This window comes from Paenibacillus sp. FSL R7-0297, from assembly GCF_038009025.1.
Lineage (GTDB): Bacteria > Bacillota > Bacilli > Paenibacillales > Paenibacillaceae > Paenibacillus_AQ.
In genome coordinates, this window is the sequence record NZ_JBBPAQ010000001.1 from 4426671 (window position 1) to 4446880 (window position 20210).

25 protein-coding genes are annotated in these 20210 nt (G+C 48.3%); 22 read left to right on the plus strand and 3 right to left on the minus strand.

Translation table 11 applies throughout. The features are described from left to right. Positions 1-18: 18 nt before the first annotated feature. From MKZ24_RS19475 to MKZ24_RS19555, 17 genes are all read left to right on the plus strand, one after another. Positions 19-804, plus strand: coding sequence for a class I SAM-dependent methyltransferase (locus MKZ24_RS19475; protein ID WP_340785623.1), 786 nt, complete (start codon positions 19-21; stop codon positions 802-804). Beyond that, positions 788-1744: a tRNA (adenosine(37)-N6)-dimethylallyltransferase MiaA gene (miaA, locus tag MKZ24_RS19480; RefSeq protein ID WP_042236919.1), complete on the plus strand. Its 957-nt coding sequence runs from the start codon at positions 788-790 to the stop codon at positions 1742-1744. Before MKZ24_RS19475 ends, miaA begins: the two co-directional genes overlap by 17 nt. Before the next feature lie 496 nt (positions 1745-2240). Then, positions 2241-2480 carry an RNA chaperone Hfq gene (hfq, locus tag MKZ24_RS19485; protein ID WP_042236917.1) on the plus strand — a complete coding sequence of 80 codons (240 nt, stop codon included), beginning with the start codon at positions 2241-2243 and terminating at the stop codon, positions 2478-2480. Between the two features lie 139 nt (positions 2481-2619). Continuing rightward, on the plus strand, positions 2620-5253 hold the full coding sequence (locus MKZ24_RS19490) for a PBP1A family penicillin-binding protein (protein ID WP_340785628.1): 2634 nt from the start codon (positions 2620-2622) through the stop codon (positions 5251-5253). A 179-nt stretch (positions 5254-5432) separates the two neighbouring features. Further along, the gene (locus MKZ24_RS19495; protein WP_039299253.1) at positions 5433-5987 is read left to right on the plus strand and encodes a DUF402 domain-containing protein; all 555 of its coding nucleotides are present in this window, start codon (positions 5433-5435) and stop codon (positions 5985-5987) included. A gap of 2 nt (positions 5988-5989) precedes the next feature. Continuing rightward, on the plus strand, positions 5990-6646 hold the full coding sequence (locus tag MKZ24_RS19500) for a YdcF family protein (protein ID WP_340785632.1): 657 nt from the start codon (positions 5990-5992) through the stop codon (positions 6644-6646). 90 nt (positions 6647-6736) lie between these two features. Further along, the gene (locus MKZ24_RS19505) at positions 6737-7708 is read left to right on the plus strand and encodes an AAA family ATPase (protein WP_340785634.1); all 972 of its coding nucleotides are present in this window, start codon (positions 6737-6739) and stop codon (positions 7706-7708) included. Positions 7709-7743: 35 nt separating this feature from the next. After that, positions 7744-9033, plus strand: a complete 1290-nt coding sequence (gene hflX, locus MKZ24_RS19510; RefSeq protein WP_340785636.1) for a GTPase HflX — start codon at positions 7744-7746, stop codon at positions 9031-9033. A gap of 178 nt (positions 9034-9211) precedes the next feature. Continuing rightward, entirely contained in the window at positions 9212-10465 is a 1254-nt protein-coding gene (locus MKZ24_RS19515) for a methionine gamma-lyase family protein (RefSeq protein WP_042137898.1), read from the plus strand. Between the two features lie 349 nt (positions 10466-10814). After that, the gene (locus tag MKZ24_RS19520) at positions 10815-11351 is read left to right on the plus strand and encodes an AAA family ATPase (protein ID WP_336101786.1); all 537 of its coding nucleotides are present in this window, start codon (positions 10815-10817) and stop codon (positions 11349-11351) included. A 277-nt stretch (positions 11352-11628) separates the two neighbouring features. Continuing rightward, complete coding sequence (locus tag MKZ24_RS19525; RefSeq protein WP_019910684.1) at positions 11629-12039, plus strand: MerR family transcriptional regulator; 411 nt, start codon at positions 11629-11631, stop codon at positions 12037-12039. A 29-nt stretch (positions 12040-12068) separates the two neighbouring features. Continuing rightward, positions 12069-13397, plus strand: a complete 1329-nt coding sequence (glnA, locus tag MKZ24_RS19530) for a type I glutamate--ammonia ligase (RefSeq protein ID WP_039299225.1) — start codon at positions 12069-12071, stop codon at positions 13395-13397. Between the two features lie 342 nt (positions 13398-13739). After that, positions 13740-14252 (plus strand): hypothetical protein, encoded by a 513-nt coding sequence (locus tag MKZ24_RS19535; protein WP_042137893.1) that lies wholly within the window; start codon positions 13740-13742, stop codon positions 14250-14252. 148 nt (positions 14253-14400) lie between these two features. Then, complete coding sequence (locus tag MKZ24_RS19540) at positions 14401-14739, plus strand: hypothetical protein (protein ID WP_340785647.1); 339 nt, start codon at positions 14401-14403, stop codon at positions 14737-14739. A 158-nt stretch (positions 14740-14897) separates the two neighbouring features. Then, positions 14898-15044: a hypothetical protein gene (locus MKZ24_RS19545; RefSeq protein WP_340785649.1), complete on the plus strand. Its 147-nt coding sequence runs from the start codon at positions 14898-14900 to the stop codon at positions 15042-15044. After that, entirely contained in the window at positions 15031-15261 is a 231-nt protein-coding gene (locus MKZ24_RS19550; RefSeq protein WP_042236905.1) for a M15 family metallopeptidase, read from the plus strand. Before MKZ24_RS19545 ends, MKZ24_RS19550 begins: the two co-directional genes overlap by 14 nt. A 10-nt stretch (positions 15262-15271) precedes the next feature. Beyond that, positions 15272-15664: a hypothetical protein gene (locus tag MKZ24_RS19555; RefSeq protein ID WP_042236904.1), complete on the plus strand. Its 393-nt coding sequence runs from the start codon at positions 15272-15274 to the stop codon at positions 15662-15664. Positions 15665-15987: 323 nt separating this feature from the next. Here the strand turns inward: MKZ24_RS19555 and MKZ24_RS19560 are convergent, their stop codons facing one another. Next, on the minus strand, positions 15988-16332 hold the full coding sequence (locus tag MKZ24_RS19560; protein ID WP_042137886.1) for a hypothetical protein: 345 nt from the start codon (positions 16330-16332) through the stop codon (positions 15988-15990). Positions 16333-16663: 331 nt separating this feature from the next. Continuing rightward, positions 16664-16969 (minus strand): DNA-directed RNA polymerase subunit alpha C-terminal domain-containing protein, encoded by a 306-nt coding sequence (locus MKZ24_RS33120; RefSeq protein ID WP_445253824.1) that lies wholly within the window; start codon positions 16967-16969, stop codon positions 16664-16666. A gap of 501 nt (positions 16970-17470) precedes the next feature. On the opposite strand from MKZ24_RS33120, the gene MKZ24_RS19565 reads away from it, so the two are divergent. The 5 genes from MKZ24_RS19565 to MKZ24_RS19585 all read left to right on the plus strand — a co-directional run bounded on the left by MKZ24_RS19565 (position 17471) and on the right by MKZ24_RS19585 (position 19638). Further along, positions 17471-17647 carry a hypothetical protein gene (locus MKZ24_RS19565; RefSeq protein WP_156123184.1) on the plus strand — a complete coding sequence of 59 codons (177 nt, stop codon included), beginning with the start codon at positions 17471-17473 and terminating at the stop codon, positions 17645-17647. A gap of 15 nt (positions 17648-17662) precedes the next feature. Beyond that, the gene (locus MKZ24_RS19570) at positions 17663-18022 is read left to right on the plus strand and encodes a hypothetical protein (RefSeq protein WP_042236903.1); all 360 of its coding nucleotides are present in this window, start codon (positions 17663-17665) and stop codon (positions 18020-18022) included. A 104-nt stretch (positions 18023-18126) separates the two neighbouring features. Further along, positions 18127-18351 carry a hypothetical protein gene (locus MKZ24_RS19575; protein ID WP_305954185.1) on the plus strand — a complete coding sequence of 75 codons (225 nt, stop codon included), beginning with the start codon at positions 18127-18129 and terminating at the stop codon, positions 18349-18351. Positions 18352-18404: 53 nt separating this feature from the next. Beyond that, complete coding sequence (locus MKZ24_RS19580; RefSeq protein WP_042236902.1) at positions 18405-18590, plus strand: hypothetical protein; 186 nt, start codon at positions 18405-18407, stop codon at positions 18588-18590. A gap of 490 nt (positions 18591-19080) precedes the next feature. After that, entirely contained in the window at positions 19081-19638 is a 558-nt protein-coding gene (locus MKZ24_RS19585) for a hypothetical protein (protein ID WP_042236900.1), read from the plus strand. A gap of 87 nt (positions 19639-19725) precedes the next feature. Here the strand turns inward: MKZ24_RS19585 and MKZ24_RS19590 are convergent, their stop codons facing one another. Then, positions 19726-20064: a L,D-transpeptidase gene (locus MKZ24_RS19590; protein WP_039299202.1), complete on the minus strand. Its 339-nt coding sequence runs from the start codon at positions 20062-20064 to the stop codon at positions 19726-19728. Positions 20065-20210: the final 146 nt, after the last annotated feature.

Sequence of the window (20210 nt, forward strand, 5' to 3'; positions counted from 1 at the left end):
AGCAAGATCGGAGGCAACATGATTATAACCACGGGCTTTAACCCGATACCGGAAATAGTAGACCGGGCCAGGACTCTGGCTGAGCGCACCGGCTGTCTCTATGCGCCCCGTGCCAAGTTATCCATGGCGAAGCTTGTGGATCAATATGGGGACGAGCAGGTCCTGGTCGTTCTGCAGGAGGCGGTCCGGCTGATAACGCCGGAGATGCCGCCTATGGAGTTCCATCCCAGCATGGGGTTTGTCCGTGCGAAACGGATCATTAGAGGCGAATCAGACCCCCTGATTGATGCAGCAGGCATGCTGCCCGGCGACAGCGTGCTGGATTGTACGGCAGGGCTGGGGGGAGACTCCCTGCTGTTTGCCGTCACTGGTGGGGAGCATTCCCGGGTTACGGCACTGGAGAGCTCACTGCCGTTATACGCGCTGCTGCTGGAGGGGATGAGCCAATATGTTTCAGGCCAGATTAAGGTGAATGAAGCCCTGCGCCGCATCGACGTCCGGCTGGGCGACCATCTGGAGTATTTGAAGGCTCAGCCGGACAACAGCATTGATATTGTTTATTTCGACCCGATGTTCCGGGTGCCGATGACGGATTCAGCGGCGATTTCACCGCTGCGTAAGTTCGCCAATCCCGCCGCGTTGTCGACGGAGAGCGTGGCTGAAGCGGTCAGGGTTGCACGCAAGACTGTGCTGCTGAAGGAAAAGGCGCTGAGCGGAGAGTTCGCCCGTCTGGGCTTCACGGAGCTGCTGAGAACGAGCGCCAAAACATCGTACGGGGTGATCACCATTGACAACAGAGACTAAACGCAAGGTACTCGTGCTGCTCGGTCCGACCGCAGTCGGGAAGACCAGGCTGAGCCTGGAGCTGGCCGGAGCTTTCGGTGCCGAGATCATATCAGGGGATTCCATGCAGGTCTACCGTGGTATGGATATCGGCACGGCGAAGATCACCGAAGCTGAGATGAAGGGGATTCCCCATCATCTGATTGATATTCATGATCCGCTTGATGCCTATTCCACCGCAGAATTCCAGGAGCAGGGAACCCGGCTGATCGAAGAGATCAGCAGCAGGGGCAGGCTGCCTTTTATTGTTGGCGGAACAGGACTGTATATTGAGTCCCTGTGCTACGGATTCCGCTTCTCCGAGGCGGTGGCGGATGAGGCCTTCCGCAGCGAGCAGGATGCTTACGCTGAAGAGCATGGGGCGGAAGCGCTGCATGCCCGGCTGGCGGCGGTAGATCCGGCCAGTGCGGAGCGGCTGCATCCCAATGACCGGAGAAGAATTATCCGCGCGCTGGAAATCTATCATCAGACTAACATTCCGCTTTCCGACTCTCTTTCTGAGCAAAAGAAGGAATCCCCTTATGAGTTATGCCTCATAGGGCTGACTATGGACCGTAAAAAACTATATAAACGTATTGAAGAACGGATTGATCAGATGGTGGCGCAAGGACTCGTCGCTGAAGTTCAGGGACTGCTTGAGCGCGGCTACAGCAGAAGCCTTGTATCTATGCAGGGACTGGGCTACAAAGAGATTGCCGCCTATCTGGAGGGAGAGACAACGCTTGAGGAAGCTGTGATCCTGCTGAAGCGCGATACCCGCCGTTTTGCCAAAAGACAGTTATCCTGGTTTCGCCACATGAAGGAGATTCAGTGGATCGACGTGGAGGAGAGTCTGGACTATCATGAGATTTTCGCAATCATTCAGCATAAAATTGCGCAAACCTTTGCAAATTCAATATAACTCTTGAGGTTACCCCATTAAATCCATTCTTGGCTGCACGAACATGTAGGATGCTTCCAAAGCGTGTTCGCGCTTTACCGGAAGCATCTTTTTACATCCCGCTTCATGCCTCTTTTTGCCGAATGTACAAAGAACCGGGGGACCCAAATGAAAAGACGGGATCAGAGCAGCTGCCCAGAGTGACTATGCGGAAGCTTCCCGCGTCACTACTGAATTAGAGGATTTGCTGTGCCGGATAAACCGGTTGAAAGCGGGACCGCAGCTGATGCTGAAGGCATGGAGATTGACCGGAAGGGCTCCGAAGATTTAATATGTAGTGGAGGGGTTTAATAAATGAGCTGATTTCATCTATGTGTTAACGTTTTACATACCATATCTCAGCCTGTTTTATTACATTGCTGTGCTTGCAGAATACATGGTATAATAGCAGGAAAGTTTCTCTAAGGTGTTGAATATACTTACGAACAATCTAATTGAACCATTGGGGGTACGTCATATGAACAAGTCCATTAACATCCAAGATACGTTCTTGAACCAACTACGCAAAGAGAATATCCCTGCTACAGTATATTTGACCAACGGTTTCCAAATCCGGGGAATTATCAAAGCCTTCGACAACTTTACGATTGTCATCGACAGCGACGGGCGCCAGCAGATGGTGTACAAGCATGCGATTTCCACGTTTACACCACAGCGCAGCGTATCGCTGATGCAGGACAATAATACCGAGATTTAAGATTTTACAGTCTTGAAGCGAAACCTTTTTGTTTATCAATCGTTTGAATAGAGAGTGTGAGAGAGCAACCTGTGAAGGTTGTTCTTTTCATTCATGACCATAATTCATGATTTTTCCGCTAAGGGAGTCAGGAGGCAACATGTCCAGAGACCAACTAACCAGGAATGGCGGCAATAGAGACAGAGGTAGCAATACGCCGAATTCCAAAGGGAAACCAAAGAAAAAGAAAAAATTTCTAACCAAGAAACGTGTATTGTGGAGTTTGTTTTTTGCAACGGCACTGGCGATTTTTTGTGCGCTGGGCGGCTATTTGTTCATTATGCTGAACGGCCAGAAGCTGCTGGAGGAGAACCAGGGCAAATTGACGGTAAATCCACCGACGCAGATTTTTGACCGGAATGCGAATCTGATCGGGGAGCTCGCCCTGGAGAAAAGTGATCCCGTAGAATACGAGGATCTTCCCAAGATGCTGATCACCGCTTTTGTAGCTACCGAGGATAAAAGGTTTTTCGATCACAAAGGTGTAGATATCTGGTCCATCGGACGGGCAGCGGTGAAGGATATTGCGGCACGCAGCATGGTTGAAGGCGGAAGCACCATCACCCAGCAGCTCGCGAAAAATATCTTCCTGACCCGGGATAAGACCTTCTTCCGCAAAGCGACAGAGGTTTCGATTGCTGTTGCGCTGGAGAATAAGCATACCAAAGAAGAAATTATCACGATGTATTTGAACCGGATACCTTTCGGGGGAACCATCTACGGCATCAAGGCCGCCTCTATCCGTTATTTCGGTGAAAGTGATTTGAACAAGCTGGAGCTGTGGCAAATGGCTACACTGGCTGCCATGCCGAAGGGGCCTTCCCGCTATAATCCGCTGCGTAATCCGGAGCTGTCCAAGGAACGCCGCGCGGTTGTGCTGCAGCTTATGTATGATCAGAAAGCGATCACGAAGGAACAGATGGATGAGGCTAAGGCAGTTGACTATAACTATACGCCACCTGAGAGCAGCAAGCAGCATTACCAGGCATTTATTGATTATGCTATTGACGAGGCTGAGGATAAATTCGGGCTTACCGAAGATGATCTGAATATTGGCGGTTACAAGATCTATACAACGATGGATAAGCATGCCCAGGAGACCATTGAGGATGCTTTTGCCGACAGTGAGAATTTCGAGAAAAGCGTGGACGATGAGCTGGTGCAGGGTTCGATGACGATCATCAACCAGGAGAACGGCAGTATTGTGGCGCTCATGGGCGGTCGCAATTATGAGAAGAAAGGCTATAGCCGCGTTGACGGCAGCCGCCGTTCCCCGGGGTCAGCGTTCAAACCGCTGGTTGCCTACGCACCGGCGCTGGAATCCGGCAAGTTCACGAATGATTCGAGGCTGAGCAATGAGAAGCAGTGCTTCGGCAAATATTGCCCGAACAACCTGCATGGCTATTCGACAACGATTAGCATGGCGGATGCCTTGACGAAATCAGAGAATATTCCGGCGGTATGGCTGCTGAATGAGATCGGTGTGAACACCGGCTTCCAGTTCGCCAAGAAGCTTGGCATCAATCTGAAGGATGAAGACAAGAACCTGTCGCTTGCCCTCGGCGGGATGAGTGAAGGGACCAATACACTGGAGATGGCCCAGGCCTACAGCGCATTTGCCAATGGTGGAGAGCTGCGGAATGCCTACTCCATTAAGTCGATTGCCGACAGCGACGACAAGACGGTCTATAAGGCCAATACCACCGCTGAACGGGTGATGAGCGAGGACACGGCTTATCAGATGACTGGAATGATGCAGAAGGTCGTACAGGACGGCACGGGTAAAAAAGCCAGAATTAACCGTCCGGTAGCCGGTAAGACAGGAACCACCCAGAGCGGCTACGAAGGAATCAGTTCTAACCGCGATGTCTGGTTCGTCGGCTATACACCGGAATGGACAGCCGCGGTCTGGATGGGCTATGACAAGCCAAGCAAGAAACATCTGCTCAAGAACAGCAGTCCGCTTGCGGCAGCCTTCTGGGGCAAGGTCATGGAGGAAGCGCTGGAAGGCGTTCCTGCCAAATCGTTCCCGGTTCCCAAAGGCTCGGCAGAGGTTGAAGCCACACCGACACCTGAGGCGACTCCGGTTGTAACCGGTCTGCAGGCGGCTTATGATGCCTCGACCATGACGGTCAACCTCAGCTGGAACCCGGTTGAAGCTGCAGGGGTGGACTACCGCATATACCGCCGGGAAACCTCAGAAGCAGATTTTACTCAGCTTCTTAACACGAGCGCTGCTAGTGTTGGTGATATAAGTGCGATGCCGGGACTGTCTTATGAATATTATGTAAGAGCTTATGATCCGGAGCTTGATGTGGAAAGTGAGCCTTCGGATATCGTAACAGTGTCCGTGCAGGATGAACTACAAACGCCGGAACCTGAACCAACACTCGATCCGAATCTGCCTACGGATGACACTGGCAACGGCGGCAACTCCGGAAATGGCGGTATTCCGGGTGATGACGGCTCCGGCAACAACGGGAACGGTAATGGTAATGGTAATGGTAATGGTAATGGTAATGGGAACGGCAACGGAAATGGAGGCAGCGGCAATAATGGCGGAACAGTAACACCTCCGCCTGAAATAACACCGCCTCCAGTGCAAAGCACACCGCTGCCTACGCCGGCTCCGGAAGCAACCGCGACTACTGGCGAACCTGTAACGGATCCCGCTACAGATCCGGGCAGCGATCCGAACGCCGGTTTTGTAGAAGGCGCTAATACTACGCAGTAGGTAGTAGCGGTTTAATTGAAATCCATGGAAACATTTGACCCCGGCAGTCCGGAGCGCTCTGCATGCTGCAGAATTCCCGGCTGGCGGGGTTTTCTGGTGACTTGGATCACTGTGATATTTTGAGTGTCTACGCGAAATGTGTTAAGCTGAAGGCACCATTATCTGAGAGGGTTATTCATATGAAACGTAAATTCGGAGACCGGGCCAACTGGCGCCGGATTACGCGCCGCCATTTTGCCTGCCGCTATGTGGAAACCCGGGAATTCAGTGGGTACATTACACTGTATACCATTTACGGGCTGAAGGAGCCGCTGTGGAAGAGCTATGGCAGGCATACATACCGCATTGCGGACAAAGGGTATTCATGGCTGCAGTATTTTCCCAAAGACAGCCACTATATTGTGACGGCTATGTTTGACGAACGGCAGAATATTGTACAATGGTATATCGACACCTGCAAGGTTCAGGGAGTAACAGACCAAGGGGTTCCCTGGTTTGATGATTTATACCTGGATGTTGTGGTGCTGTGGAACGGTGAAGTGTTCTTGCTGGATGAGGATGAGCTGGAGGAAGCGCTGGAACGGGACGACATAACAGACAGTGACTATAATTTAGCCTGGTCTACAGCAAATACGATACTGCGCAGTATCGATGCTCATGCCTTCCCTTATTTCTCCCTTTCACTGAAGCACCGTGCCGAATTATTTCATCACGGAGAGTTCAGGAGGAAATAATAATGGAATGGTATGTCTATCAAAGAGGATCCTCCCCCATTCGCAGAGTCACCCGGAAGCGTAACTATCGTATGAAGCGAATGTTGTGGTCTGCACTGATTCTGCTCATCGTTGCCGGACTGATCTGGTGCGCTGTGGCACTTAGCAGAATTAATGGTGCAGAAACAACCGCGCCGATGGTGAAAGCGGATGCGGGTGTAATTCTGGGCATGTCGATGTGGGGGGATGAACCCAGTCCGGGTCTGAAGGAGCGGCTGGATTACGCGCTTGAGCTCTATCGTTCAGGAGCATTCACCCATTTTGTGGTTTCAGGAGGTCTGGATCACCCGGATAACAAGTATACTGAAGCCGAGGGAATGAAGAGGTATCTGGCGGCACATGGTGTTCCGGAGGATGTGATCTATCTGGAGAAGCAGTCTACCAGCACCTATGAGAATCTTCTGTTCAGTAAGGCAGTCATGCAGCAGGAGGGCTTGTCTTCTGCGGTTATCATTACGCATGATTTCCATGGCCGCCGTGCGCTGGAGATTGCACGTGAGCTTAAGTTCACGAACCCGGAGCTTGGGGTTACGGAGTCTAAGGTCATGTCAATGTTCAAGTACAAGACACGCGAAATTCTCGCCTATACCAAATGGAAAATGCAGCAGTTATCTTTATAAATCTGCTAATTTCGGAAACTGCTAATAACACCCCCTGTACCGGAATAGACTGTTTAGAGCAAGTCAGCCCTGTATAATGAGGTGAATAAGGTGAACGGACATGTAGCGGCGGCAAGTGGACGGGATGAAGGAAGACCGTCACGGCAGATCAATATTGTGCTGAGGAATCAGGATCCGGCGCCGGTGGCCAGCTCACCCGCAGACAGTGCCAGCGGCCCGGTACCCCCAAAAAACCACAGCCACAGCGGACTGTTCCAGGAACTCAGCCGGGAACTGGACGCGTTAGTAGGTCTGGATAATATCAAAGAGCTAGTTTTTGAGATATATGCCCTGCTCCAGGTAGCACAGATGCGCAGTGAAGCTGGACTTGCCAGCGGGGGCCAGGCCTATCATATGGTCTTCAAGGGAAATCCCGGTACAGGCAAAACAACCGTAGCACGGATTGTTGCGAAGCTGTTCCAGCGGATGGGTGTGCTCAGCAAAGGCCATCTCATTGAGGTGGAACGGGCGGATCTGGTGGGCGAATATATCGGGCACACTGCCCAGAAGACGCGGGATCTGGTGAAAAAGGCGCTGGGGGGCATACTTTTTATCGATGAGGCCTATAGTCTGGCCCGCGGGGGAGATAAGGATTTCGGTAAAGAAGCCATCGACACACTGGTGAAATCCATGGAGGATCACCGGAGCCAATTTGTGCTGATTCTGGCCGGTTATTCCGGGGAAATCGACTATTTTCTGATGAGCAACCCCGGTCTGCCCTCACGGTTTCCGATTCAGGTGGAATTTCCTGACTATACGATTGACCAGCTGCTGCAGATTGCCGAGCTAATGGCCAAGGAACGCGATTATATTCTGATGCCGCAGGCCATACTCAAACTTAAGCAGGCTTTACTGCTTGAAAAAACAGAAAGTCTGCATGCCTTCAGCAACGCAAGGTATGTGCGCAACAGTATTGAGAAGGCGGTGCGCTCGCAGGCGGTACGGCTGCTGAATCAGTATGAGAGCACAAGTCCCGGCAAGCAGGAGCTGATGACCCTGCGGACGGAGGATTTCAAATTGTAAGACATGAATGCATACAGATAAGGAGCACTTAATTAATGGCAATCACCACACATGATACCCAAACAGATGTTCAGGACCGGGCAATACTCGTCAGTCTGGTCACGGACAAAATCAAACGCACGGGCATTGATCCCGAGCTTTCACTTCAGGAGCTGGTCCAGCTGGCTGAAACGGCCGGGGTGGAGGTGCTCGATGTCATCCGGCAGAACAAGGAAACCCCGGATTCCAAATGGTTCATCGGTAAGGGAAAGGTAGAAGAGCTGCGGATGGCCGCTGACGGACTGGGTGCCAATACGGCGATCTTCGACCAGGAGCTGTCCGGAGCACAGGTGCGGAATCTGGAGGAGTCTCTGGATCTGAAGATTATTGACCGGACCCAGCTGATCCTTGATATTTTTGCGGGACGGGCGAAAACCCGGGAAGGCATCATTCAGGTAGAGCTGGCGCAGCTCTCCTATCTGCTTCCGCGTCTGTCCGGACACGGGAAGAATCTGTCGCGGCTCGGGGGCGGGATTGGTACGAGAGGACCAGGGGAGAGCAAGCTGGAGACCGACCGCCGTCATATCCGCGACCGGATTACCGAGCTGAAACGCCAGCTCGATGAGGTCGTCAAGACGCGTGAGCTGCACCGTGAACGCCGCCGTAAGAGCGGCGCTGTCCAGGTGGCACTTGTTGGCTATACCAACGCCGGCAAATCCACGCTGCTGAAGCAGCTTACAGATGCGGATGTCTATATTGAGAACCAGCTGTTTGCGACCCTCGATCCGACATCTCGCGTGCTCCAGCTTCCAGGGGGCAAAGAAGTTGTCCTTACAGATACTGTAGGGTTCATTCAGAATCTGCCGCATGATCTGGTAGCCTCCTTCCGGGCTACACTGGAGGAAGTGAATGAAGCGAATCTGGTGCTGCATGTCGTTGATTCCTCTTCGCCGATGCGTGAAGAGCAGATGGATGTTGTCCAGTCTATTCTGCAGGATCTGGGAGCCGCAGGAAAGCCGCAGATCGTCTTGTTCAACAAAACCGATCTGTGCCAGCCGGAGCAGCTGGAAATGCTTCCTACAGGTCCGGGCTTCCTGAAGATCAGTGCTTTTAATCAGGATGACCTGACCAGGATTACGGGGATTATCAGCGATGAACTGGCCGGGGACACCCTTATCTTCCGGATTCCCGGGGACCGGGGAGACCTGTCATCACTGCTCTACCGGGTTGGAGAAGTACTTGAGCAGAATTATGACGGGAATGACGTACTCTATAATGTTCGTCTGAATAAAGAGGACTACGATAAATGGAGCTACAAGCTTGCTGAGTTTATCGAACCGCAATAAGTGCAAGATAGGTACAGGCATTACAAGTCCCCGCACAGCCTCAGTTCTGCTTCGTATCATTCGGGGCAGGCGCTGCTGTGCGGGGTTTCTCGCTGAAACGCACACCGTTCCTCTTGGAATCGCGTAGATGTGTTCAGCTTTGACAAGTAAAAGTAGGGTAAGGAGAGATTGAGGGGAAATGGCAGTATTTGCAGAGGATCTATTACAGGCAGCGGAAGCTGCAGAGCTTGAAATTGAAGTTGCCGTTAAGCGGCTGGATAAAATTGTAGATCATAATCAGTGGAAGGTCATTGAAGCCTTTCAGCGCCAGCATGTCAGTGATTTTCATTTTGCCGGGTCTACGGGATATGCCTACAATGACCGGGGGCGTGAGGTACTGGATCTGGTCTATGCTGAAGTATTCGGCGCCGAGGCGGCGCTCGTACGCCCGCATTTCGCTTCTGGCACTCATACGATATCTACGGCGCTCTTTGGTGTGCTTCGTCCCGGAGACGAGCTTCTATACATTACAGGACGCCCCTACGATACACTGCATAAGGTAGTTGGCAAGGCCGGCGACGGGACAGGCTCTCTGGCGGACTTTGGCATCGGCTACCGCGAGACTGCACTGACGGCTGACGGTAAAATTGACTGGGACGAGGTTGCAATAGCGGTAAACGATAAAACTAAGGTCATAGGAATCCAGCGTTCCCGCGGTTATGATTGGCGTTCTTCCTTCACTGTTGCTGAGATTGGTGAGATGGTAGCGAAGGTAAAAGCGCTAAAGCCTGATGTAATTGTATTCGTAGACAACTGCTACGGAGAGTTCACCGAGACTCTGGAGCCCCCTCAGGTTGGCGCTGACCTCGTTGCCGGTTCATTGATTAAGAATCCTGGCGGCGGAATTGCCGAGACAGGCGGGTATATCTGCGGCCGGGCAGATCTGGTGGAATTGGCCGCATACCGCTTGACTGCTCCCGGGATAGGCGGAGAAGTCGGTGCCATGCTGGGGACGACGCGCGGACTGTATCAGGGGCTCTTCATGGCTCCGCATACCGTAGGGCAGGCTGTGAAGGGCAGTATTTTCGCTTCCGCTGTATTCCAGCGCTGCGGGTTTACGACCAAGCCTGCCTGGGATGAGCCGCGGACGGATCTGATCCAGGCAGTAGCTTTTGACGGACCTGAGCATCTGATTGCTTTCGTGCAGGGAATTCAGCGTGCAGCGGCAGTAGACAGCCACGTTGTTCCCGAGCCATGGGATATGCCTGGTTATGAGCATCCGGTCATTATGGCGGCAGGGACGTTCATTCAGGGCGGCAGTCTGGAGTTATCTGCGGATGCGCCGATCCGGGCACCGTATATCGGGTATATGCAGGGCGGATTAACTTATTCCCATGTAAAGTACGGGGTACTAATGGCCCTGCAAAGCATGAGAGAGCGCAATTTACTTTAATTAATTGTGAACTTACATTGACCGGACACTCAGCAGATGGCTGTCCGGTTATTTGCATTGGTGGATTGAATTAGAATTTCTCAAATTTGTCTACTTTCATAGAAGCCACTTCGCCGCATCTTTTGCAAATTGTCAATGTAAGCTTCGAACCAAAAGAAAAGTAGTTATTTACAGGCCTTACATTAGCGTAGCCCTCCAGTTTTCCTTCAGCAAAAGTGTTATTTCCGCAAGCTTTACAAATGAGATTATTCTGGTTCATAGAAGTCACCCCGTAGTAGTTTTATACTATATCTACGTAGTTTAAGGAGAAGCGTTCCCCTATGCTCAAAGTGAAGAGGAGATGAAGTCTATGCTGAATGAAGCAGCAGCGATAGAATATTTAACGCAACAAAACAATGTGAGCGAAGCTCCCGTTATAGTGATGATGTGCGGTGTGGCTGGCTCGGGGAAAACAACCTTTGCGCTGAAGCTGGAGAAAGCGGGATTCGTCCGGCTCTCGATCGATGAGGATATTTGGAGTACACATGGCCGTTTTGGTGTAGATTATCCGGAGCAGGCTTATGAATCCTTTAAGGAACAATCGGAAATCAGGCTGCGGGGGGAACTGGTGAAGCTGATTCAGGCGAAGCGTCATGTCGTTATCGATTTCAGCTTTTGGCAGCGGCAGAAGCGGGATGAATATAAACAACTGATTGAGCGTTATGGAGGCGTATGGGCACTGATCCATTTAAAAGTCCATCCGGACGAATTGCGCCGGAGGCTTCAGATCCGGAGCGGGCGTTTTGATGCTAATGCCGCTTTTCCAATCACGGAAGAGATTCTGACCCGTTTTTTGAGCGGATTTGAGACCCCGGCAGGAGAAGGGGAGCTGGTGATTGAAGGTTAGCCAGTCACATTTTCTTTTGAATAAGGAGTTTCTGAAAAGTTGGAGTCGTGCATGATGCGCGTTTGAGCGAAACTGTTTCCAGTACGGAACTTTTGCTTGAGGATTGATCTATGTGATATACTGCGGGAAGCCAGGTCCCATGTAGCTGACACTTTGTTCACTTAATCTCTCATTGGCTTAAAGAAATCTTGTGAGAAAAACTCACATACCATTGACACGCCATATAAGGAAATGTACAATGAGATGAGAAAAAGATCATTGGAAGGTTGGATGAGTCATGGGTGATGAAATCCGCAGAAATATGGCATTATTCCCTATAGGAATCGTAATGAAGTTAACCGATCTATCTGCCAGACAAATTCGTTATTATGAACAGCACAGTCTGATCGTACCCGCGCGCACATCCGGCAACCAGCGTTTGTTCTCCTTTAATGATGTTGAACGTCTGCTAGAGATCAAGGCATTGATTGAGAAGGGTGTTAATATTGCCGGCATTAAGCAGGTGATGAATCCTGTCTCGAAGGAATCCGAAGAAGCTACAGTCATTACCCCTGATACAGAGGTTCGGCGTAGAGAGTTATCCGATTCACAGCTTCACCGTCTGCTTAAGCAGGAACTGGTTTCCGGTAAAAGACCGGGACAAGTGTCTCTAATCCAAGGCGAGCTATCCCGGTTTTTTAATAAATAACATAGAGATTTTGAAAGGGAGAGGGTAAAGTGAGCTTTTCTAAAGAGGATATTCTGCGTATTGCCAAGGATGAGAACGTCCGGTTTATTCGCCTGCAATTTACCGATCTGCTCGGAACAATCAAAAATGTGGAAATTCCCGTAAGTCAGCTGGAAAAGGCACTCGACAACAAAATGATGTTCGACGGTTCCTCCATCGAAGGTTATGTCCGGATCGAAGAATCCGATATGTACCTGTATCCGGATCTTAGCACTTGGGTGATTTTCCCTTGGGTGACGGATAGTCGTGTTGCACGTCTGATTTGTGATGTGTATATGCCAGACGGAACACCGTTTGCCGGAGATCCGCGCGGTATCCTCAAACGTTGTCTGCTCGAAGCTGAAGAAATGGGCTTTACTGCTATGAACGTTGGACCTGAACCTGAATTCTTCCTGTTCAGAACAGATGAGAAGGGTAACCCGACCACTGAACTGAACGATCAGGGCGGATATTTCGATTTGGCGCCGATGGATCTTGGGGAGAACTGCCGCCGCGAAATCGTACTGACGCTTGAAGAAATGGGCTTTGAAGTGGAAGCCTCCCACCATGAAGTGGCTTCCGGCCAGCATGAAATTGACTTCAAATACGCCGATGCTATCAAGGCAGCGGACCAGATTCAAACCTTCAAGCTTGTCGTGAAGACGGTAGCCCGTCAGCACGGCCTGCATGCTACTTTTATGCCTAAGCCGCTATTTGGCATGAACGGATCCGGTATGCACGCACACCAATCCTTGTTCAAAGGCAACGAGAACATGTTTTATGACGAAAGTGACACACTGGGTCTGAGTAAAACAGCCCGTTATTACATGGCAGGGATTCTGAAGCACGCACGTGCTTTTGCTGCGATCACTAACCCGACTGTCAACTCATACAAACGTCTGGTGCCTGGTTATGAAGCTCCTTGCTACGTGGCCTGGTCTGCGAGCAACCGCAGCCCGATGATCCGTATTCCCGCTTCCAGAGGGCTCAGTACACGCGTTGAAGTCCGTAACCCGGACCCGGCAGCTAACCCTTACCTTGCACTTGCTGTAATGTTGAAGGCAGGTCTGGATGGAATCAAACGCCAGCTTGATCTTCCGGCTCCAATCGACCGTAACATCTATGTGATGTCTGAGGAAGAGCGGATTGAAGAAGGCATCCCAAGCTTGCCGTCCGATCTGAAGGAAGCCCTCAACGAAATGATCCGCAGCCATGTTATTACCGAAGCTCTGGGTGAACATGCGCTGGCCCACTTCTACGAACTTAAAGAAATTGAATGGGATATTTACCGGACCCAGGTTCACGAATGGGAAAGAGATCAGTACATGACGCTTTACTAGGATACAGCAGCCCTTGGCGCTCTAAGCGCCGGGGGCTTTTTTGTTTGTGGGCGTGAGGGTGGTGGGGATTGCTTAAATTAATGGTGGTGCCCACAAAATGCCCACAAATAAATAGTGGGAATTATTCGAGGATAGATTTCATGTAGCTGTTTACAGAGTGGTTGTAAACGAAATGACATTATATATTAAAAATAGTCATATTTCGGCATTTTAAATTATCAATAAATTACATATTTGTGATTAAAAATGGATTCTAATGAACCATGGAAAATAAACATATAAAAGGATAATATTAACTTTGTAATCGGCCGATTAACGAAATTATCGAAAGGCGGAAGATCATTGAAATTTAAAAAGATTCTATCTGCACTTCTTGTCTCAGCTGTTCTTATGATACCTTCGGCATCAGCTTTTGCAGAATCCAATGCAAATGCCGCTGAGGTAACACCATTTCTTATAGGTATTGGTGATTCTCAGGCATCTGCAATATCGCTTGTGCTAAGTAATGGGGTTGATGTGGCCACCGGTGGTGTTATTTATGACCTTTTTATACAAGACGCTTCCGAGAAAGATTGGTTTAAGTGGACCAATACATCTTCAAGTTTTAGGAGGGTTGCTGCTAATATAGGTGGTTATAGTGGAAATGGCCCTATCAGAGCGGGCTTCAAAATCAATTATAACAACGGTTTCGGTGAGACTGATTTGTATTATTCTGATAAGGCAAACACTACAAATACTCAAGTCTTGGGAAATATTTTTGTCCCACCTGGAGCCACAGTATACTTAGTAGTTGATGCTCCTAATTTAACAACACCTCCTTCGTACCATCTTAATTTTGCAGCCTACACTTTTTAACGGTTATAGTGCAAGCGCCTCTTGAATTTAAGAGGTGCTTTTTTTTAGAATAAGGAATGGATGAGAGCGCCTACGAAGGTGTTTTTTATTTTGCCCTCGGAGTCGATCCGGGGGCTTTTACATTAGAGAGAGGAAAGGGGAGCGGGGGATGGGCACAGAGGTATCCACAATACAAGAGCTGCTGCCACTGGTTGAAAAGTGTGGGCTGTCGGTTGTCTTACTGTTCTTGTTTATCAAATTTGCTTATATTCAGTGGCGGGCTGTCTCAAAAGGCGAGTTGGTTCCGCGTGCGATGCTGGATCGTGCCCTGGCGGACAATGACCGCCTGCAGGATATCCTGGACAAAGAACGGGCAGCTTTTACGCAGCCAACTCTTGAAGTACTGCAGCGACAGCGATTAAAGGCAGATCATTCCGCCAATAGCGGAAATGATGAGGATAGGGGAGGACAACCGTGTGGAGTATTGTTCAAACGTCTATCGCCCTAGCACAAAAAGAGAAATGGAGCTGGCGCAGGCATCCCGCAGGGTTGCCTTTTCAATCGCACATGCATATGGGATTTCATTCATCTGTGCGCTGCTGCTTATAGCCGCGTTTTTTTTGTAATTCCACACACGGTTCCGGTGATTCAGCGGTGTATGCCGCGTTGAAGTCCACAGCCTTGGCCGTAGCTCAAACCGGCACAACCCTGGGCCTGCTGATCCTGACGTATCTCATGTATACCCGGCGGCAGGATCTGTTTATGATCTTCCCGGCCGTCAAAGAGGAGGTCCATAAAGATGCTGACGCTTGAACAGGTAAAGCTTAAATCCTTGTCGTGGCTGGGCTGCATACGGTCCTGGGTGACTGCTACAGTGGCGCTGATCGAGCGCTGCTACGCCCGGAGAGTCAATATAGTCATTACTCAGGGGCTGCGGACTATCTCGGAGCAGGATGCATTATACGCGCAGGGCCGTACGAAGCCCGGGCAGGTCGTAACCAACGCTAAAGGCGGGACCAGTTGTAAATAGTCAGTCTCAAGTGAAAGCTTTATACGCCTCATACAAGTTTGGTCTTACCATTACACCGAATGAATACGGTGGTGCGATATATGATTTGTTCATCCAAAGTGCTACCGATCAAGATTGGTTTAAGTGGACAAATACAACAACAAATCTCAAAAGAATTGGTGTTCATGTGGGAGGATTTAGTGGTAACGGTCCTACAAGAGCGGGTATAATTATTAATTACTATAATGGTCTCACTGAACTGGGCCCACTTTACACAGGAAAGGCAGGAACTGCTGAAGCGCAATCGTTTAGTAATGTTTTGCTTCCGCCTGGAGCAACAATATATGTGGTCGTAGATAATCCCAACTTCACTGCAATGACGCAGTATCATCTGAATTTTGCTCATTACAACATAAGTTTTTAAATCTAACATGGATGCACCTCGGAATTTTTTGAGGTGCATTTCTATTAAAAATTCATTTATCACATTAAACTGCTTTAAGGGTGTTTTAAGTTTGGTCTTGGAGCGATTTGGGCGTCTTTTTATTACATACTTTTAGAAATAGAGGGGAGCGGGAAGAAGGATGGTTCATTCATGTATAGGAATTATTCGAAAAACCGTGTTTTTTGTTAAATTCAGAGCATACAAAAAATAACCCGCCGGCTTATGCCTGACGGGTTATTTTTTGAATTAATAAATTGTCGGTTTGGATGACAGAATTATCATTTCTTGAGCATCGTCAAGACTTAGTTAACTAAGATAATATAATAAAATGTAATACCATTCCCAAAGTCAGCTGCGACTGTACTGGTTCCAGGATGTAAGGCAGTAAACTTTCCTTCAGCCGGTATTATTTCAATGGATCCGTCATAGTTAATATACCAAAAATTATAGCCAGTCAACCATATAGTTTCGCCTACTTGCATTCTAACAATAGCCTGAGTCTCGTCAATTGGTTTTATTACAGCATTTGGAGAAATTGAAGTTGAAGAGCTAAGAGTAGAAGATGGAGCTTCAGCAGCAAATGATGTCGATCCTACCGTAAAACATGCGGCAATAGTTAAAAGTCCAATAAGCAATTTCCTTTTCATAAATAGATAATCCTCCCAAAAAAGTATTTAGTTTCATGAAAAACAATACTCCTAATGGATAATAATGTATATGAGTAGTAAGGATGATTTGAAATGCGGTATTATGTAAGAATGTATATAAATAAGTCGAAAAATAATAAAATGTATTAAAATGGTTGTAATTGCCTAGGACTAAATGATCGGAGCTTGAAGCGGAATGAAAATAACTTAAGAGCATTATTTGAAAAATAGAAAAGGCATTGTGCTAATAATCGTAGGATTAATTGTTGCGGGAACAGCGCAGATTAAGCTGGAGAAAAGAGATAATAAAAAAAGAACCTTTAAAAGGTCCTTAGCGGGAAATCTCAGACAACTGTTTGGTATGGGCCTCTAACAACTCGACGACAATCATTTGCCCCGTGACGCCAAAATTCCTTAAGCAACGCAATTCAGCCAATGAAGCTTTCATCAAATCACCCACGGTGATGTAATTGCTCTCATATAACGAATTAAGAATACGAGAAATGCTTTTAGGGTTTCTGGTCGATCTCTGTCTTAAGGTGTGAATAGGTCGTGGATATAGTCTACGGTCAATTTCAATGTAAGACATGAGGGGAAGAGTATCTCTAGTGGACAATCTCGTGATGTCTCCCTTCATATATCTGGTAATTATTATAAATATATGAGAATATATTTCAATCCTTTTTTTACAAAATACACATAAAATACAAAATTATTATTTAGGATAATAGATATTTAATAGAGCTATTGAATTAAAGCGACTCGCCGGACTAATGGCTGACGTGTTATTTTATCTACATCCCAATGGTTAGCCGGATGGTTTATTTTACATAATGTACCATGTCCTATATACTGGATCATATACACACTAAAGGAACCCTTTGCAGGTGCTTACCCTGAGAATCACTTTTATGACTAAGGATAGGCTGAAGTGAAGCATGTGTTTAGAGGGTTTGGGCTTGGGGACTATTGCTGTTACAGCTGATACTGGCCGTGGTTGTTGCGGTGCCGGTATTTCCTTTTTAATAAATAAGTTACATAGGGGTATGAAATGAGAAATAAATATGTAAGTATTATTGCAATGATCCTATTATTAACGCTAATTTGTTCTCAGGCTGGAGCTGCAGAAGGAACTGGCATGTCAACTGAAACCAGGGAACGGATTATAGAGCAATATGGGCTGGATTCACCGTTAGCAGGTAGTCCGGACTGGAGCGGAATGGATGTGGGGATAAGCGGGCCGGTTGATGTACTGGTTATAATCTGCAGGTTTATTGTGAGTCCGTTAGTGTTCACGATTCAAGAAATATTATAGCTGGAGGGAATAAACATGAACCCGCGATATGATGCTCCGCAGCCTGAACCCAGAGCCCGCAAGAAAACAGCGGCGAAACTGTCTTTCGTAATTATAGTAGTACTGGTTTTACTAGCGGTCATGAATCCGGGTAAAGAGGACTTTGGAGAATACGCAGTGAATCATCTGGAGGAAACACTGGGGGGAGGGCTAGCTGGAGAAATTACCAGTATGGTCGCTCAGCCTATGGTCGAATCGTTTACTATCCGGGAAAATTACATTCTGTTCTCCACATTCAGCATACCTGATATTCAGGATAGTAAGACATTTATCGGTGATATTAAGGCAAAGCGCAAATACCTCGGGCTGTTTAAGATCATTTTCATCAAGCTCTAAGCTCTAAATAGGGTATACATTTTGTTCCAGAACCCGTTATAATTGAACTGATTTGTTTGCTCTATGAATCCTTATTATTCTTGCGTGTGCACTAAGGAGGAAAGATGTTGAATACTGCGTATAAAGTTCTTTCAAGTGATGCTGATATATTCGCGGCGGCACTTGCCCAGGTGAAGGTCTATGTCGTTCAACTGATCGAGGGTAAACCGCATGTTATAGCTGATTACGCCGGACCTGTACAGAAATGGACGCCGGAGTATGTATTGCTGGCCGGAATGACCTATAGACGTGACGAATTTGAGTTCCGGGTAAGGCTGCCCAAGAAGTAAAAGCAGGTAAACGCTTCGGGGTAACGAATTAGTAGCTGAGGAGGTGGTCGCAAGTGAGTAAAGTTATTTTTGAGCTTCAGTATGTGAATGGGCAAATTGAAGAGCTTGAATCTGTGTTTGAATCGGCGGGAGAAGCCAGAACCTATCTGACATCCGGTGGTTTGACAGGCTGGATTCCGGCAGGAGGCAAGTATCTTAATCCTGTCAATATTATCTCTATCAAGGTCAAAGAAAGCTAATTTTAATATTACTGCCAAATCACACAGTCTCCGAAGCTAATCTTTGCATTTCTTATACTATAAAACGTAAAAGAGGTGTAATGATGACGCAAAGAGAACGAAACAGAATCCGCAGAGCAATTAATGCACTGCTCGCACAGAGAGCAATCCTGCTTGAAAGACTTGAGGAAATTAATGAGAACCTGCGCAGATTTCCAAGTGGTTCACGTGCCAGAAGAGAATTGCTGGCTGCCAGAGCATCTATACGTGAAGCGATTCGTTTAAACACTATTGCTATCCGGTCGTTGCGCAGCGTATTGTAGTCTGTAGTCAGGGGAAAAGTATCCAATCAAAGACATCCTCCCGGGATGTCTTTTTTGCCGTACGATTGAGACTGTAGAAGGCACGGAGTATAATTGATCAATGAAGAGTAAGAGGTTTGAGGGACGATATATACCAGGAGATATGGTGAACAAGCTGCACAAGAGCTTGATACAGGAAGGTGTGAAGAATGGACGATCAATTACGGCAGCGTTTGGGACTGCCAGAATTACAGGATAGAACACTGTCTGTTAACGCAGATATGGTTTTGGAAGAAAGTTCTAAATTGGATGCAGCCGGAACCACCGTGCTGAATGTCTCCAGAGAAGATGTGGAGAAGGGGCGGCTCGAGAGCTATTTGCGTGAATTTAAGAAATATGAGAAGAAGCGGCTACGGGGCAAAATCATAATTATATTCAATGGGTATGAGCAGGATCGCCGGGAAGTTTATCAGGTGCGGGAGATTACGAACTGGGTTGACCGTCTGCTCAAGAACGTGCCTCATCTATTCTATTTCCTCAGCAGAGACAATTACGCGATGCGGATTGCGTTCTTTTGTCTGTCTGAGGTGGTGGGCCGCTCCGGGATGGAAGTGTCCATCACCAAAGAGCAGGGACGCAGGCTGATCGAGAAAGTTACCAAGAGTGCATTGGTCTACGCCAAAAAAAGCAAAGACTCACCTGCGGAACAGTGGAGTCTGGCTGAAAGTATTCTGGACGAGCTTGGTTATGAGCAAACTGTGCAATAATGCTGTGAAGAACCCCTTTGGCGAAAACCCGTCAGAGGGGTTCTTGTGTTCAAATATAGGGAGTTATAGGTGGCTGCATGATTGCGGCTACTCCCTGATGGTTACACGGGTACCAATGGGAATGATGGCAGCCAACGCGACCACGTCCTGGTTATACATGCGGATACAGCCGTGGGAGACCATGTGGCCGATAGAGGAAGGGTCATTCGTTCCGTGAATTCCATAATGCGGCTTGGACAGGCCCATCCAGAAGGCTCCGAACGGTCCGCCCGGATTGGGCTGCTTATTAATGATCGTGTACTCGCCTACCGGCGAGACGGTCAGCATCCGGCCAATGCCGACAGGAAATCCTCTGGTTACGGTGTCATTATCAAGCAGATAAAGCATGCGCTGTGAAAGGTCGACAATAATTCGATAGTTGGGCATGGGATCAGCACTCCTTTGTAATCAGGATATGTGCGGATAGCTAAAGCGGTTCGGAGTAAAAAATGCCAAAAACCGATATGGGAACAAATGTTCCTGCGTTGGTTTTTTGGCATTTTAGGCAAGCGTAACAGGATCTAAATAGGAAA